The 16,266-nt window shown below is 70.3% G+C and carries 12 protein-coding genes; 3 read left to right on the forward strand and 9 right to left on the reverse strand.

The window, feature by feature from the left end; all coding sequences use genetic code 11:
• Positions 1-66 precede the first annotated feature (66 nt).
• The gene (locus tag BM172_RS20040; RefSeq protein ID WP_026636869.1) at positions 67-2,475 is read left to right on the forward strand and encodes a TonB-dependent receptor plug domain-containing protein; all 2,409 of its coding nucleotides are present in this window, start codon (positions 67-69) and stop codon (positions 2,473-2,475) included.
• 125 nt (positions 2,476-2,600) lie between these two features.
• On the opposite strand, the gene BM172_RS20045 is transcribed toward BM172_RS20040, so the two are convergent.
• Both BM172_RS20045 and BM172_RS20050 read right to left on the reverse strand, forming a co-directional pair.
• Positions 2,601-4,538 carry a hypothetical protein gene (locus BM172_RS20045; protein ID WP_051549178.1) on the reverse strand — a complete coding sequence of 646 codons (1,938 nt, stop codon included), beginning with the start codon at positions 4,536-4,538 and terminating at the stop codon, positions 2,601-2,603.
• Positions 4,539-4,607: 69 nt separating this feature from the next.
• Positions 4,608-5,624, reverse strand: a complete 1,017-nt coding sequence (locus BM172_RS20050) for a hypothetical protein (protein ID WP_155964751.1) — start codon at positions 5,622-5,624, stop codon at positions 4,608-4,610.
• A gap of 248 nt (positions 5,625-5,872) precedes the next feature.
• Here BM172_RS20050 and fusA point away from each other — a divergent pair, with 248 nt between their 5' ends.
• Together fusA and BM172_RS20060 are read left to right on the forward strand one after the other, a co-directional pair.
• The gene (fusA, locus tag BM172_RS20055; RefSeq protein WP_026636872.1) at positions 5,873-7,912 is read left to right on the forward strand and encodes an elongation factor G; all 2,040 of its coding nucleotides are present in this window, start codon (positions 5,873-5,875) and stop codon (positions 7,910-7,912) included.
• A gap of 119 nt (positions 7,913-8,031) precedes the next feature.
• Positions 8,032-8,535 carry a GreA/GreB family elongation factor gene (locus tag BM172_RS20060; RefSeq protein ID WP_026636873.1) on the forward strand — a complete coding sequence of 168 codons (504 nt, stop codon included), beginning with the start codon at positions 8,032-8,034 and terminating at the stop codon, positions 8,533-8,535.
• Positions 8,536-8,632: 97 nt separating this feature from the next.
• Here BM172_RS20060 and BM172_RS20065 read toward each other — a convergent pair whose 3' ends face one another.
• The 7 genes from BM172_RS20065 to BM172_RS20095 are packed head-to-tail and all read right to left on the reverse strand — an operon-like array spanning position 8,633 to position 15,762.
• Positions 8,633-9,940: a DUF58 domain-containing protein gene (locus tag BM172_RS20065; protein ID WP_026636874.1), complete on the reverse strand. Its 1,308-nt coding sequence runs from the start codon at positions 9,938-9,940 to the stop codon at positions 8,633-8,635.
• A complete protein-coding gene (locus tag BM172_RS20070; RefSeq protein WP_035324209.1) occupies positions 9,940-10,962 on the reverse strand; it encodes an AAA family ATPase in 1,023 nt (340 codons plus the stop codon). The genes BM172_RS20065 and BM172_RS20070 overlap by 1 nt, the downstream gene beginning before the upstream one ends.
• On the reverse strand, positions 10,959-12,074 hold the full coding sequence (locus BM172_RS20075; RefSeq protein WP_026636876.1) for a DUF4350 domain-containing protein: 1,116 nt from the start codon (positions 12,072-12,074) through the stop codon (positions 10,959-10,961). The genes BM172_RS20070 and BM172_RS20075 overlap by 4 nt, the downstream gene beginning before the upstream one ends.
• On the reverse strand, positions 12,071-13,609 hold the full coding sequence (locus BM172_RS20080) for a hypothetical protein (RefSeq protein ID WP_026636877.1): 1,539 nt from the start codon (positions 13,607-13,609) through the stop codon (positions 12,071-12,073). Before BM172_RS20080 ends, BM172_RS20075 begins: the two co-directional genes overlap by 4 nt.
• On the reverse strand, positions 13,599-14,582 hold the full coding sequence (locus tag BM172_RS20085; protein WP_026636878.1) for a stage II sporulation protein M: 984 nt from the start codon (positions 14,580-14,582) through the stop codon (positions 13,599-13,601). The genes BM172_RS20080 and BM172_RS20085 overlap by 11 nt, the downstream gene beginning before the upstream one ends.
• Positions 14,579-15,259 (reverse strand): RDD family protein, encoded by a 681-nt coding sequence (locus BM172_RS20090; RefSeq protein WP_026636879.1) that lies wholly within the window; start codon positions 15,257-15,259, stop codon positions 14,579-14,581. The genes BM172_RS20085 and BM172_RS20090 overlap by 4 nt, the downstream gene beginning before the upstream one ends.
• Entirely contained in the window at positions 15,259-15,762 is a 504-nt protein-coding gene (locus tag BM172_RS20095; protein WP_035324211.1) for an RDD family protein, read from the reverse strand. The genes BM172_RS20090 and BM172_RS20095 overlap by 1 nt, the downstream gene beginning before the upstream one ends.
• Positions 15,763-16,266 lie beyond the last annotated feature (504 nt).

Raw genomic sequence — 16,266 nt, forward strand, 5'->3', positions numbered from 1 at the left:
TTTTCAGCCGGCGCATGCGTCGCTTAGTCTCGCCCGGGGGGATCCACATTCACCGGGGAGGGTGGAATGCATTACTCGCGCAAGACACTGCTGTGCACGGCCGTTGCCATGGCCATGATGGGTTTTGCCGCCACCGCGGCGGCCCAGGATGCCAAGAGCGCCGACGCCAACGCGCCAGCGGCGGACCAGAAGAAAGCCACCAATCTCGAAGGCGTGACCGTGCTCGGTTCGCGCCGCGTCGGCGGTTCGGAAACGGAAACGCCTGTGCCGGTCGATGTGATCCCGATGCAGAAGCTCGCCGAGCAGAGCCCGCAATTCGATCTCGCGCAGAACCTGCAGTACACCGTGCCTTCGTTCACCTCGGTGCGACAGACCGGCTCGGACAACGCCGACCTGGTCGACTCCGCCGCGCTGCGCGGCCTGGGCTCGGACCAGACCCTGGTGCTGGAGAACGGCAAGCGCCGCCACAGCGTGGCGCTGGTGAACCTGTTCGGCGCACGCAACCGCGGCAATACCGGCACCGACCTCAATGCGATTCCGGCACTGGCGATCGAACGCGTGGAAGTGCTGCGCGACGGCGCCGCCGCGCAGTACGGCTCGGACGCCATCGCCGGCGTGATGAATATCGTGCTGAAGAAAAGCCCCGGCTGCGAAAGCGTGGCCGGCTTCGGCGAATACACCCGCGGCGACGGCAAGAACTACCTCACCTCGGCCTATTGCGGCTTCCGCTTCGACAACGGCGGCAGCGTCGGCGTCACCGGCGAGTGGCAGAAGCGCGGGCGCTCCAACCGTTCCGACCCGGGCGATCCGCGCACCATCGGCGACACCAAGGTCGACAACGAGACGCTGTACGTCAACGGCGAAGTGCCGGTGGCCGAATCGGCGCACCTGTACTTCACCGGCGGCATCCAGAACCGCTCGGCCTCCTCCGCGGCGTTCGCGCGCGGCGGCCTCGGCTCGGACGACATTCCCTCGCGCAACTCGGCGGCGATGTATCCGGACGGCTTCGTGCCGTACATCAACGGCTCGATCAAGGACCGCTACGCCATCCTCGGCGTGTGGGACAACTTCGGCGACTGGCGCGCGGACCTGTCGCAGACCTACGGCTACAACTCGCTGCAGGACATCATCAGCAACACGCTCAACGCCTCCATCGCCAACGCCGACCTGCTGGCCGGCGGCGCGGGCTTGAGTCCCGACCGCTTCCACGCCGGCGGCTTCTCCTTCGAGCAGGAAACCACCAACCTGGATCTGTCGCGCTACTACGGCGACATCCTGCACGGCCTCAACGTGGCGTTCGGCGCGGAATACCGCCGCGAGAACTACCGCATCACCCCCGGCGAGCCCGGCTCGTACATCGACGCCGACGGCCCCGGCGGCGGCAATGCCGGCAGCCAGGGTTTCCCCGGCTTCCAGCCCGGCGACGCCACCAACCAGAGCCGCCACAGCTACGCGGCCTATGCCGACGTGGAAACCGACTGGACGGAACGCTTCCTCACCGACGCCGCGGTGCGCTACGAGCACTACAGCGATTTCGGCTCCACCACCACCGGCAAGCTGGCCGGCGCCTACCACGCCACCGACAAGCTGCTGCTGCGCGGCTCGGTGTCGACCGGCTTCCGTGCGCCGTCGCTGCAGCAGCGCTGGTTCTCCTCGACCTTCACCGACTTCGTCAGCGGCCAGCCGGTCGACGTGGTGCTGGCGCCGAACGGCGGCGCGATCGCCAACGCCGCGGGCATTCCGCCATTGAAGGAAGAGAAGTCCAAGAGCTACACGCTGGGCGCCACCTGGTCGCCGGGCAACGACCTGCAGTTCACCCTGGACGGCTATCGCATCGATATCGACGACCGCATCGTGCTCAGCGGCCGCTTCGACACCACCGACCCGAACATCGGCGCGACCCTGCAACAGCTGGGCGTGGGCGAGGCGCAGTTCTTCGTCAACTCGGTCGACACCAGCACCAAGGGCCTGGACTTCACCGCCAGCCACCGCATGGAACTGGGCGGCGGCACGCTGCGCACCAACTTCGGCTTCAACCGCTCGTTCACCCGCGTCAAGAAGATCCACGCACCGCCGGCCCTCGAAGGCCGCGAGGACGTGCTGCTGTCCGAGCGCGAACGCCTGTTCCTGGAAGACGGCGCACCGAGCTCGAAGGCGATCCTCGGCTTCGACTACGCCCGCGGCGCATGGGAAGCGAGCTGGAAGTTCATCTACTTCGGCCCGATGACGCTGGGCACCTTCAGTGGACCGCCGGTGCCCAATCAGCACTATGCGGACAAGACATCAGCCGACGTGGCGCTCACCTATCACTTCAACGATCAGATCAAGCTGACCGTGGGCGGCTCGAATATCTTCGACAAGTTCCCGACCAGGCAGGATCCGAACGAGACCGACAACGGCTTCAAGTACGAAGCGGTGCAGTTCGGCCTGAATGGCGCGTCGTGGTTCGCGCGCGTGGCGATCGACTTCAAGTAATGCCGGCAACGCAACGCCGCCGTAGGTTGGGGTGAGCCGCAGGCGAACCCCAACAGGCGCTGAGGCACTTCGTGACGTTTGTTGGGGTTCGCCTGTGGCTCACCCCAACCTACGGCGGGGGCGGATCAGTGAAACTGATCGCTCGCCGGCACCCATGACGAGGTGGATGCCTTCGCCGGCGCCGCGCGCCCCGCCGGCAGGCGATCGTCCACGCACCCCGGCGGCAACGGACCGCCGCTCACTCTCGCCGTCGCGCACTGCGCGCTGTTGTCCAGCTTGATCGGCGCAGCGACGGCAGCCGCAGAAGCCGCCGGCGCCGGCGGCACCAGCGGATTGGCCGGCGCCAGCACCATCCGCTCGTACACCTTGTCGTCCACCGGCTTCGGCGGCGGATCGCCATTGCCGCAGCCGAACAGCCCCACCGGGAACAGCGGCATCACCACGCACTCCACGCGCACGCCGCGCGGCAGGTGGAAGGTGTGGCGCACGGTGGTCTTCTCCACCGCATGGCGCAGCGCGGTGTCGATCGAGCTCTCGCCCTCCGGCGTCCAGTCCTTCTCGAAACGCGTGGACTTGTAGCCGATGTTCGGCGCGCGGTGCTCCATGATTTCGCTGTTGCCGCGCGGCTGCAGCTGGATGTAGTTGCCGGCGAGGCCGTTCTGGCCTTCGCCGCCGCCCTGCTTGCCATTGCCCTGCCCGGTGCCCTGCCCCGGCGGCAGCGACAGGTTCAGGCCGCTCTTGCCGGGACCGCCGGGCGAAGCGGCGACGCCGTTGGGCGAGGCGCCGGGCGTACCGCTCTCGCTGCCTTGCGGGGTGGCGTTCGGCGCGCTGCTCTTGCCGCTTTCGGCGCTGGCCGTTGCGCCGGTCGGCGTGCTGGCCTTGGGGCCGGCGGTGGAGCTGGCGGCCTGGCTTTCCGCGGGTGCGGCCTGCTGGCTGGTGGATGGCGCGGCTTGCGCCGGCGACGGCGCGGCCTGGAGCTGCGGGCGTTCCAGCGCAGGCTTGTTGTCGATGGCGACGGACTGCGGCGCCAGCGTCTGCACCGGCGGCGCCTGCGGACGGTCAAGGCTGGGACGCGCGTTGTCGGGCAGCGGCACCGCTTCCAGTTCGGCTTCGGCCACGCGGATCGAAGGCGCCTGGATGCGCTGCTGTTCGCGCGGCACCACGGCGGTGCTGGTGGACTGGGCCTGCAGGTTCACCGTCGGCGCGGCCTGCGCCGGCAGCGGCACCGCCTGCAGTTCCGGTTCGGCAGGCGCGGCGACGGTTTCGGCGCGGATCGCCTGCGGAGGACTGGGCGGCGTGGGCTTGGGCACCGCGTGTTCCATCGCGATGGTCGGCGCGCTCACCTGCGGCGCGGACTGCGCCGGCACGTCGGGCAGCGCCAGCGAGGCCGGCGGCGGCATCGGCGCGGTGCCTTCGGCCTGCGCCTTGCGTACCGGCTCGGGCTGGAACTTCGGCGGCACCGGCTGCGGCGCGGGCGGCGTCTCCAGCGTGACCTGCGGCGGCTCGGCGCTGGTCGGCACGGGCTGCATTTCCGGCGCGGGCGACGGCTTGGGCAAGGTCACCGCGGGACGCGGCGCGGCGACCGCTTCGGGCTTCGGCGCGCTGGGGCGCGCCTTCACCACGATCACCGGCGTCTCCACCGCCGGCACCGGCACCGGCGCGAGATCCGCCTCGACGCGGGTGGAACTGCTGCTCTCGCGCCGCGTGCGCGCCACCGCGGGCGCACCGCCAGCCTTGCGCACGGGTCCGACTTCCTTCGGCGGCGTGCCGCGCACCGGCGGCGGAGGCGGCGGCTCGTCTTTCTTCTTTTCGATCAGGCGCACCTGCAGTGGGGCGCTGTGTTCCTCCGGCGGCTCCGCCAGGTCGTAGGCCGGGCCGAGGATGGCGCTGAACAGCACGATCAGGTGCACCAGCAGCGTGCCGACCAGGCCCAGCACGCGCAGCAGGCGGTCGCGCGGACGGTCCTTGCGGCGATTGCGGTAGACCGCCGCACGCGTCGCTGCGTCACGCGGCGAAGGCAGCGAGACGATGGCGCGGGAGGGTTCCGGGGCGGCTGGCGACATGGCGCGCAGTGTAGCGGGCGGGCCCGCCAGCCGGGCGCAGGTTGGAGTGAGCCACAGGCGAACCCCAACCTACGGATGCGTTTCTTTCGGCGCGTGCAGCTTCAATTCGGCATCCACCGAGCGGGTGGGCGTATCCACCGGACATCCATACGGCAACGGCTTGCCGTCCCGATAGATCTTGATGCACTCCTCTTCGCTCGGCGGCGCCGGCGGGTTCGGCTCCGGCGCCAGCGAACGGGCCGGCGCCATGCTGAGGCGGAAGTCGCCATCTTTGGCCGAGGGCGGCGGCGGCGGATCGCCGCCGCAACCGCCGGCCAGCGCGGCCAGCGCGACCGCGCAGTGGATGCGCAGCCCGGGCGCCAGGGTCACGGTCTTCTTCACCGTGGTCGCGTCGACCACGCGCTTGAGCGCGCTGTCGAGCGCATTGCCCTTGTTCCAGTCCTTGTCGAAACGCGTGGCCTGGTATTTCACCGGGTTGTCGTGCCGCATCACCTGGCTGTCGCCCACCACGCCGCGCTCGACATAACCGGCGGTGGAGGCCCGCGCCGGCTGGGTCGAGGGCAGCAGCGGCCGGCCATCCGGACCGAACAGGCGCGGCGCCGCCGTGGCGACACTGGTGGCCGGGGCCGGCGCAGGAGTGGGCAGGCTGGCCGTCATCGCGTTCTTGGCCGGCGGCTCGCGCACCGGCGCCACGCGCGGCACGGACGGTGGCGGCGGCAACGCCTCGGCGGGCGGTGGCGGCGCGGCCTGCGATTCGCCGCGGGGAATGAAGCGCACCTGCAGGGCGTCGCCAGCCCGGGGCGGAGGCAGCGGCTCGCCGGGCCGCGGCTGCATTTCCCACCAGGTGATGCCGATGAAGACCACGTGCAGGAGCAGCGCCAGCGCCATGCCGCCCCAGAAACGCCGCCGGTCGCGCTGAGGCCGGCGCCAGCGCAGCTCGTGCAGCAGCGCGCGGGTGGGACCGTCCAGCGGAGCCAGGCCACGGTCGCGTCCGTCCGGCGCGTTCCAGCGGTGATGTTCGACCTGCGGTGCGTGTTCGATGGCGGGCGACCTGAAAGCGGGGCAAAGCGCGGATGGTCCGCGCACAACCCATCCAAGACAAATCCCATCCGTCGTGGTTCCCCGCGCTGCAGCTTGACCCCGCCGTCCCCTCGCTCAAGGCTATGCGGACGGCGCCCCGCGCCGTACCCCGCCATGACCGCCCCCGCGTCCCCGACGCCCGGACTCGCCATGACGCCCCGCCATCGTCAGCCGCCATGCGCGGTGTCGTGCGGCGCCGACTGTCGACGACCGCAGGACCCGCGCCTCCGGCTTCAGCAGAGGAGGGTCGCATCGTGTCGTACAACACGGAAACCATCCGCAACATCGCGCTCGCCGGCCATGCCGGTTCCGGCAAGACCACCTTGTTCGAGGCCCTGCTGCATGCAGGCGGCGCCATCCAGACGCAGGGCTCGGTGGAACGCGGCAGCACGCAGTCCGATACCGATCCGCAGGAAAAGACCCGCGGCCATTCCATCGACAGCTGCCTGGCCGCGATCGATCGTCCGCGCTGCCATGTCAACCTGATCGATACCGCCGGCTACGCGGACTTCCGCGGCGCCGCGCTGTCGGCCTTCGCCGCGGTCGAGACCGTCGCCATCGTGGTCAACGCCGCCAACGGCATCGAATACGGCACCCGCCGCATGATGGAGCGCGCCAGGGAACGCGGCCTCGCCCGCGTGCTGCTGGTCAACAAGATCGACACCGACGTCGCGCGCCTGGAGGCGCTGGTCGAGGCGCTGCGCGAGGAATTCGGCGCCGAATGCCTGCCGGTGAACCTGCCTGCCGACAGCGGCGCCAAGGTGCTGGACTGTTTCTTCCACAACGATGGCGCCACCGATTTCTCCTCGCTGGCCCAAGCGCACCAGCGCATCCTCGACCAGGTGGTGGAAATCAACGAAGCCGTGATGGGCTCCTACCTCGATGCCGGCGAGGAAGCGCTCACCCCGCAGCAGCTGCACGATGCCTTCGAGCAGTGCCTGCGCGAAGGCCACCTGGTGCCGATCTGCTTCGTCAGCGCGCGCACCGGCGCGGGCGTGGCCGAATTCCTGGAACTGGCCGAACGCCTGCTGCCCAATCCCGCCGAAGGCAATCCGCCGCCGTTCCTCAACGTGAAGGACGAAAGCATCGAGGTCGGCGCCGATCCGGCAAGGCACGTGATCGCCGACGTGTTCAAGATCGTCAACGATCCGTTCGTGGGCAAGCTCGGCGTGTTCCGCGTGTGGCAAGGCACCATCCGCCGCGATACGCAGCTGTTCATCGACGACGGCCGCAAGCCGTTCAAGGTCGGCCATCTGTTCCGGCTCAACGGCAAGCAGCACGTGGAGATCGAGCAGGCGATCCCGGGCGACATCGCCGCGGTGGCGAAAGTAGAGGAAATCCATTTCGATGCCGTGCTGCACGATTCGCACGACGAGGACCTGATCCACCTGGCGCCCCTGCGCTTTCCGCAACCGATGTTCGGCCTGGCCCTGGAACCGAAGCACAAGGGCCAGGAGCAGAAGCTTTCGCAGGCGCTGTCGCGGCTGGCCGAGGAAGATCCCTGCTTCCGCGTCGAGCATCACAAGGAACTCAACGAGACCGTGGTGCGCGGCCTGTCCGACCTGCACCTGAAGGTGATGCTGGAACGCATGAAGGAGCGCTACGGCGTGGAGGTGATCACCCACCCGCCGCGCGTGGCCTATCGCGAAACCATCGCCAGCCGCGCCGAAGGCCATCACCGCCACAAGAAGCAGACCGGCGGCGCGGGCCAGTTCGGCGAAGTATTCCTGCGCGTGGAACCGCTGGACCGCGGCGCGGGTTTCCAGTTCGTCGACGAGGTGAAAGGCGGCGTGATTCCCAACCAGTTCCTGCCGGCGATCGAGAAAGGCGTGCGCCAGGCGATGGAGAACGGCGCGGTGGCCGGCTATCCGATGCAGGATCTGCGCGTGACCGTGTACGACGGCAAGTACCACCCGGTGGATTCCAAGGAAGTGGCCTTTGTCTCCGCAGGCAAGAAGGCTTTCCTGGATGCCGTCGGCAAGGCGCGTCCGATCGTGCTGGAGCCGATCGTGGATGTGGAGGTGGCGATTCCCGAGGCGAACGTGGGCGACGTCACCGGCGGCCTGGCCGGCAAGCGCGCGCGCATCCTCGGCACCGATGCGCAGCGCGGCGGCGAGCTGGTGATCAAGGCGCAGGCGCCGCTGGCCGAGCTGATCGACTATCCCTCCGAACTGAAGGCGGTCACCGGCGGTCGCGGCCGCTACAGCCTGGACCTGAGTCATTACGAGCCGGTGCCGCCGCCGGTGCAGAAACAGCTCAGCGAGGCCTGGAAGCCGCACGCCGAGGAAGACTGACGGCGCCTTCACATCTGACGCATCGCGACCGTCCGGCGCTTGAGCCGCGGTCGCGCCGGCGCCATGTCGATGGATAGACCAAGCATGGCGCCCCGCGTCCCGGGGCGCAGGAGAATGTCATGAGCCGTGCCTTCGTGAAGGACACCGACGACGCCGGCGACGCGTTGCCGGAAATCCCGCTGAGCGAGCATCCCAACTACGTCACCCCGCATGGCCTGGAGCTGCTGCGCGGGCGCCTGGACGCGGCACAGGCGCGGCGCGATGCCTTGAAGGCCGGCGAGCAGACGCTGGCGCAGCAGAGCGAGCTGGCCGCGGTGGAACGCGAACTGCGCTGGCTGAAGGCGCGCGTGGCCGGCGCGATCGAGATCGACCTGGCGCAGCAGCCGCGCGACCGGGTGGCGTTCGGCGCGGGAGTGACGGTGGATTCGGCGGAGGAAGGCGAGCGTACGTATCGCATCGTCGGCGAGGACGAGGCGGATGTGGAGCGCGGGCTGGTCAGTTATGTGTCGCCGTTGGCGCGGGCGTTGATCGGGGCGCGGATTGGCGAGGAGGTGACGTGGCAGCGGCCGGCGGGGGATTTGAGGGTGGAGGTGGTGGCGATCGATTACGGAGACGATACCTGACGGCGTAGGTTGGGGTGAGCCGCAGGCGAACCCCAACATCGCGACCACATGCAAGGCCTGTTGGGGTTCGCCTGCGGCTCACCCCAACCTACGCCGGCTAGAGGCGGCCCGCTCGTTTCACGGCGAGATACCGCTCCACCAATACACCCGACAGCTCGCTGCAGCTGACATCCAGCATCGCCACGCCCGCGCGCCGCAGCGCATCGTGCATCGCATCGCGCTGCGCCAGGTAATCCATCGCCGCCGCGGCGCGGATGGCGGTATCGAGTTCGTGATCCACGTTCGCCGCCGCCTGATCCAGCGCCAGCTCGCGCAGGCTCACCACCAGCACCAGGTGCCGCCGCGACAGCAGCCGCACCGCCATGCGCAATTCTTCGTCGTCCTCGTCGCGCACATTCGTCACCAGCACCACGAACGCGCGCCGCCGCTGCCGCGCCTGCAAGGCGCTGGCGGCCGCGAGGTAGTCGGTGGCCACCGCCTGCGGCTGCAGGTCGTAGCCGGCGCCGAGCAGCATGTCCATGCCGCCGTTGCCCTGCTGCGGCGGCATCCAGCGCAGGTCTTCGCCGGCGCAGGCCAGCATGCCGACCGAATCGCCCTGGCGCAGCGCGATATAGGCCAGCGCCAGCGAGGCATTGAGCACGTGGTCGAAATGCGCCAGCCGGTCGTCCTGCGCTAGCATGCGGCGGCCGCAGTCGAGCAGCAGCACCACCTGCTGGTTGCGTTCGTCGCGGTATTCGCGCGAGACCAGGCGCGCCACGCGCGCGGTGGCCTTCCAGTCGATCTTGCGCAGGCTGTCGCCGATGCGGTAATCGCGCAGCTCGTGAAACTCGGTGCCTTCGCCGCGCCGACGCTGCAGGCGCGCGCCGACGCTGCGCGAGGCCACTTCCACGCTCAGGCCCGCCATGCGCGCCAGCGGCGCGAAGTTCGGATACACGCGCAGGCCGGCCGGCTCGCCGACGGTGCGCCGCTGCGTCCACAGCCGCCACGGCGAATGCAGGCGCAGATGGGTGCCGGCGAAATCGAAGCGGCCGCGGCCGGTCGGCGTCAGCGCGTAGTCGAGCGCGAGTTCGCGGCCCGGCGGCAGGCTCAGCCGGCGCGGCATGCCGCGCACCGGCCAGCCGCCCGGATGCAGGTCGTGCAGTTCGAAGGCGAGCGAGCGCTTGCCCTGCGGACGCAGGCGCAGGTTCACCACCAGCTCGGGGCCGAGCGGCACCACCGGTGGCAGTTCGCGCTGCACCGCGGGGCTGGGCTGCGCGCGCAGGCGCCGCGCATCGAACGCGGCCAGCACGATCACCAGCACGGCGAACGCCAGCCATGCCGCCAGCGGCAGCCAGCCGATCGCCGCCAGCACGCCCAGCCCGGTCCAGCCGAGCAGCAGCCACAGCAGGGTGGAAGCCGGACGCATCATTGGCGGGGCGCGGCGACCTTGTGCAGCAGCGCCTTGAGCACGTCGTCCGGCTGCTGCCGCTCGATCAGCGCCTCGGGCGCCAGCAGCAGGCGATGGCGCAGCGCCGGCAGCGCCACCTGGCGCACGTCGTCCGGCGTGACGAAGTCGCGCCCCTCCAGCACCGCCTGCGCGCGCGCCAGGCGCACCAGCGCCAGGCCGCCGCGCGGGCCGGCGCCGCCGAGCACGCCGGGCCATTCGCGGGTGGCGCGGGCGATGCGCACCGCGTAATCGATCACCGCCGCATCCACGCGCAGCGCCGCTACGCCCTGCTGCAGGGCGAGCAGTTCCGGCTGGCTCAGCACCGGGTTCACGCGGGAGACGTCCAGGTCCGCGGCGACGCGGCCGCTGAGCACTTCGTCGACCATGCGCTTTTCGTCGTCCAGGGTCGGGTAGTCGATCAGCACCTTGATCAGGAAGCGGTCCAACTGCGCTTCCGGCAGCGGATAGGTGCCTTCCTGCTCGATCGGGTTCTGCGTCGCCACCACCATGAACGGCGCCGGCAGCGGGAAGCGGCGCCCCTCGATGGTCACCTGCCCTTCCTGCATGCATTCCAGCAGCGCGGCCTGGGTCTTGGCCGGCGCACGGTTGATCTCGTCGGCCAGCAGCAGGTTGGCGAACACCGGGCCGCGGCGGATCTGGAAGCGTTCGGCCTTGGGGTCGTAGATCGCGTGGCCGGTGACGTCGGTCGGCATCAGGTCGGGCGTGAACTGCACGCGGCCGAAGCTGCAGCTCACCGCCGCGGCCAGCGCGCGCACCAGCAGGGTCTTGCCCAGGCCCGGCACGCCCTCGATCAGCACGTGGCCACCGGCCAGCAGCGCCAGCAGCACCTCGTCGAACACCCGCTCCTGGCCGATGAAGGCGCGCGCGACCTGCTCGCGCAGCGAGGCGATGCGCGTCACCAGCTGGTCCAGCGGCAGCGCCGACACGGCGGGTGCGGCGGGCTCCGGCGCCAGCGCGGGGGAAGTGGAATCGGTGGTCATGGGCGGCTCCTGAGTCGCGCCAGGGTGGTGATGCTGTCACGGAACGCGTGCGCGTTCGCGGGAATCTGGAAAGCCCGCGCCAGCTGCGCGGATTCGATGCCGTGGCGGTCGGCGAGGCGTTCGTACAGTGCCTCGCCTTCCAGTTCGGCGCAGACCGGGTCCAGCCGCCGCGCGCGCGCCAGCGCGGCGCGGCAGGCCAGTGCGTGCAGGCCCAGTCCCGCGTCGCGCCGATAGAGGAACTCGCCGGCGGCCTGCACATGTTCCAGCAGCGCGCGGCGCTGCAGCGGCGGCACCGGCATCAGCGGACCCAGCCGCGTGCCGCGCATCGCCATCCAGGCCAGCAGCAGCGCAGTGAGCGCGAGCAGCCCCGGCCACCCGCGGGTGAACAGCGCCCGCCAGAACGAAGGACCGTCCAGCGCGTAGAGCAGCCATACGTGCCCCTCGCGCGAGGGCTCCAGCAGGCGCCAGGCGAAGCGCTGCTGCGCCGGATGACTGAGCGCGCGGTTGGACAGCGGCGCCAGGTCGGACAGCAGGCTCACCTCGCCGTCGCCGACGAAGAAGCGCGCGAAGGAGTAGCCGCGCTGGTCGTCGCCGACGCCGAGGTCGAGATCCTGCGCCGTCTCGTCGTTGAGCAGGAAGCGCGGGCCGCACAGCATGAAACCGTCGCCGCTGTTGTCCTTCACGTCGGCGACGAGCCGGTCGCAGCCGGCTTTCACGGCCTTGGACGACAGCACCTCCAGCGCCTCCAGCAAAGGCGTATGCGCCGCGTCTTCGGACTGGCCGGTCGACAACACCAGCCGGCCGCCGGAGCGCACCCAGTCGGCGATGCGCTGCGCGTCGTCCACGCCGATGCGCTCCAGGCCGTCGCCCAGCACCAGGATGTCGTCCTCCGCCAGCGGCACGCGCTCGGGCGACAGCGTGGCGACCGAGCTGACCGGGATATCGAGCCTGGCCAGCGTGCGCTCCAGCGCGAAGAAGCGGTTGTACCTGGCCTCGCCCTTGGCCTCGGCCGGCACGGTGATTTCGCGGCGCTCGAAGGCGGTGAAGAACGCCGTCGCCCCGATGGCGATCAGCGCGGCCACGACGATCACCAGGATCGGCGCGCGGTTCATGCCGCGCTCCCGTGCCGCGCCGGCCAGCCGTCGAGCAGGCGCTCGAAATCCTCGTCGCGCGGATAGCGGTCGGCATACGCCGCGTACTGCCAGGCGCGCACGATCGCCTCGGCGCGCTGGCGCTGCTGCCGGTCGTCCAGCCGGCGCGCGCTGCGCAGGCAATCCGCCTCGGTGGCATCCGGCTCGACCGGCAACTGCAAAGCGGTCGCCACCTGTTCCACGCAGCCGCGATAGAGCAAGGCCAGCGCCTCCCGGCGCCGGCCACCGCTCCACAGGCGCTGCGTGGCGCCGGCCAGGTCCTCCGGCAGACGCTCCTGCGCCTCGATGGCTTCCAGATGTGTGTCCAGCACCGCCTGCCGGCGCGACGGCGCGGCCAGCACCGGCAGGCGCGCGCGCCGTGCGACGTACACCGCGATCGCCACCACCAGCGCGGCGAGCAGCAGCAGGAGCAGCCACTTCATGCCCAGCGCCAGCGCATTGCCGATGCCTTCCAGCGGCATGGGGCCCGGCTTCAGCTCCTTGGGCTTGTCCGACCACTGCCGCGGCATCCAGGCGTGTTCCTTGTGCTCGCCGCCGAAACGCGGATCGCGGAAAGCCTGCGCCGCCGCCTCGGCGAAGCGCTGGTCGTCCTTGCCGGCAGGCGCGGCGAAGGTGTCCTCGATGTGGGTGACCGGGACGTCCTTGTGTTCGGCGGGCGCGGCGGTCTTCTGCGCCCAGGCGCCATGCGGCCAGGCGCAGGCCAGCGCGAGCAGCACGGCGGCGGCGACGCGGCCGGCGGCGAGCCAGCGGTCGCGCAGGCGGCGGAAGGCGAGGTCGACGTCCCAGGCTTCCAATTGGGTGCGGCGGTTGAGATAGAGCGCGAAACCGGCGGCCACGTGCAGCGGTTCGATCGCGCTCCAGGCCAGGTAGGCCACGGCGGCGATCAGCGCGCCGGTGACTTCCGGCGTGCGGTGCGCGACGCCGCCCACCGAGCCGCGCAGCCAGTCGGGCAGCAGCTCCGGCGGAATGAACAGCAGTACGAACAGAAAGGCGCCCATGAACATCACCAGGGCCAGTTCCAGGCAGCCGAACGCCAGTCCGGTCGCGTCGGCGCCGATCGGCCGCCGCAACACGCGCCAGCGCTCGCGGCGCTGCTTCGCGGCCAGTCCTTCCAGCAATTCCATCGGCAGGCGCAAGGCGCGATGGCTGTCGATGCGCCGCCAGCTGATCGAGGCGATGGTGCCGCCCCAGCGCCATTGCCGCTGGCCCCGCAGCGTCTCGCGCCAGCGCGGCGCGCGCTCGAACACGGCACGCGACAGCACGTACAGCGGCACCCGGTCGAACAGCGGCAGCAGCCACCAGATCAGCAGCGTGGCCAGCCACGGCAGCTGCAGCAGCCAGCCCGTCGCGATGCACAGCGCCGCGATCGGCAGGCTGAACACGAACCACGCCGCCCACACCGGCCGCGCATGCGCGCGCAGCATGGCCGCGCCAAGGTCGATCGCCTCGCGCGCCGTGCGCGGACGCAGCGCGACGGTGATGCGCTCAAGCTCCATCGCCGCCCTCCGCCTGCGCGCCGCCGCGCCACAGCCAGCCCAGCACCAGCAGCCACAGCAGCGCGGCGCTGCCGAATTTCAGCAGGTCCGGAAACCACGCGACCGACGACCAGAACGCTTCGATCGCCGCAGCGATCAGCAGCATGGCGAAGGCGCCCAGCGCGAGCTGCGCGCCGATCCATCCGGCCGCCACCATCGCCGGCCCGCGCCGCTGCCGGCCCGGCGCCAGCAGGGTGAGGCCGAGCTTGAGTCCCGCGCCGCCGGCGATCACCAGGGCGGTGAGCTCGAACGCCGCGTGCGCGGCGACGAAGCGCCAGAACGGTCCGCCGTAGCCCATCTGGGTGAGATGGCCGGCCACGCCGCCGATGATCACGCCATTGGCTGCCAGCACGTAGACCGCGCCCACGCCGAGCGCGAGGCCCGAGGCGAACGTGCGGAAGGCGATGCTGACGTTGTTCATCACGTAATGGCCGAACATCGCCAGGTCCGTACCGCTGCTGCGGCCGATCCTGTGGTTGGCCGGGTCGTACATCTTCTCGAATTCGGCCAGCTGCGCGCTGCCGAAGATCGAATGCGCCCATTGCGGATGGAACTGCAGCGCGACCAGGCAGAACAGCGCCGGCGCGAAGAACAGCACGGCCGCCGCCGCCATGCAGCGCCACTCGCTGCGCACCAGCCGCGGAAAACCCGCGACCAGAAAGCTGAGCGCGCGATGCCAGCGCGGCGCCGGCGGGCGGTACAGCAGGCGATGGCCCTGCTGCACCATGCGCTGCAGGCGGTCGGTGACCTCGCCGCTGTAGCCGCGCGCGCGCGCCAGCGCCAGGTGGTGGCACAGGCGCCGGTATTCGACCGGAAACCCGCTCGCGCGCGCATCGCGCAGCGCCTGGCGCGGCTTGCTGTCGACCAGGTCGAGCCAGTGCTGCAGCTCGCTCCAGGCCTCGCGATGCAAGGCGACGAACCGTTCCTGCTTCATGTCCGCCCCAGCAGCCAGTTGGCGTAGCCGAGCAGGCGCTGCACGCCGGCCTCGCCGCTGCAGCCGGTCAACGGCTGCAGCAGGTCGGCAAGCTCTTGCTGGCGCTGCGGCGTGAGTTGCCCGCAGCGCTCGGCGAATTCCACGATCACCGCCTGCTCGTCCGGAGCCAGCCCCGGCGGCGGCGCCATCGGCGCCACCTTCGGCACCTGGCTGCCGACCGGCAGTTCGCCGCCATGGATCACCAGGGTGCCGGCAATCACATCGCCCAGGCGCCGCCCGTAGGGATCGATCAGCGTGCTGGCCAGTCCCACCGCGTACACGCCGGGCAGGATGTCCACCACGCGCAGCAGGTTGCGCAGCACCGACGGCACCAGGGTGACCGGCGCGCCGTCCGCGCTGACCACGCGCAGCCCCATCGCGCGCTTGCCCAGCGTCTGCCCGCCGAACCACACCTCGCACACCACCGCGTAGGCCCACATCAGCACAAACATCAGCAGCGCGCCGACGCCCGAGCCCGCCGAGCCGAACAGCGACAAGGGAATCATCGCGGCGGAGAACACCACCAGGCGCAGCACGAAATCGATCGTCCACGCCTGCGCGCGCGGCAGCGCGCCGGCCGCGCGCAGGCGCAGAAACACCCCTTCGGGCGTCTCGATCTGCCGAAGGGTGTCGAGCATCAGGCCTGGATGACGATGGTGTCGGCGATCATGTCGTGGACGCAGCGGCGTTCGACGCCGAAGATCATCAGCGAGTCGACCAGCGAGATCAGGAAGCCGAGGTAGGGGATCGCGCCGAGCAGGCCCATCGGGATGACGCGCATGCCGATGATGCGGCCCAGGCCGATGCGACCGCCGTCGCTGCGCACGATCTTGATACCCAGCAGCTTCTTGCCCAGGGTCTGCCCGTTCTGGTGCAACAACACGCAATTGACCACGATCAGGGCCAGGATGATCAGCGAGCCCACGGCCATCGCGACCATGCCGCCATCGCCCCTGCCGGCGGCCGCGCCGCCGATGCCGGCGAACACGCCACCCACGGCGAAGATCACGCTATCCAGGATGACCGCCGCCAGGCGCTGTCCGCGACCGGCCTTGCGCGCTTCCAGATCTTCCGCCGAAAAGCCCCCGACATCGTCCACCGCAGCCTGTGGTGCGGCGTAGTAATTCCGTTCCTGTTCCATGGTTCCGTCCTTGTTGATCCGTGCCAGCCCCCATGACAGGCACTGAGGGTCGAGTATAGGGGCGATTCCGGACCGGCGCATGACGGCTGTTGGAAGCGAATTCGCCGGCGATGACCTCGGCCTGCGGTTGTTACGTCGAGGCGAGCCCCGGCCCCTCATCCAACCCTCTCCTCGGAGGGGAGAGGGAGATGCAGGGCGTTGCGGAGATCCAACGAGAGCACGCGGCGCAGCCCGCGGCGTTCCGCTTGTGCGCTTTTGCTCTGGCTTTTGCTCTGGCTTTTGCTCTGGCTCTTGATCTTCGAACCCCTTGGCGCGGCGGTGAGGGCTGGACGATCAGGCCCCGAAGGGGGCGAGGACAGGAGTCCTCGCCTTTTTGACGGGACATGGATGTCCCGTCAAAAAGCCCGGCCAGCCCTCACGTACCCGCAGCAGCGAAGCTGCGGAGGGCGCCGTGCAGGGTGCCCTTCTCTTTGGTTACTTTCTCTTGGGCAAGCAAGAGAAAGT

It is taken from the genome of Dyella marensis (genome assembly GCF_900112865.1).
GTDB classification, from domain to species: Bacteria; Pseudomonadota; Gammaproteobacteria; order Xanthomonadales; family Rhodanobacteraceae; genus Dyella_D; species Dyella_D marensis_A.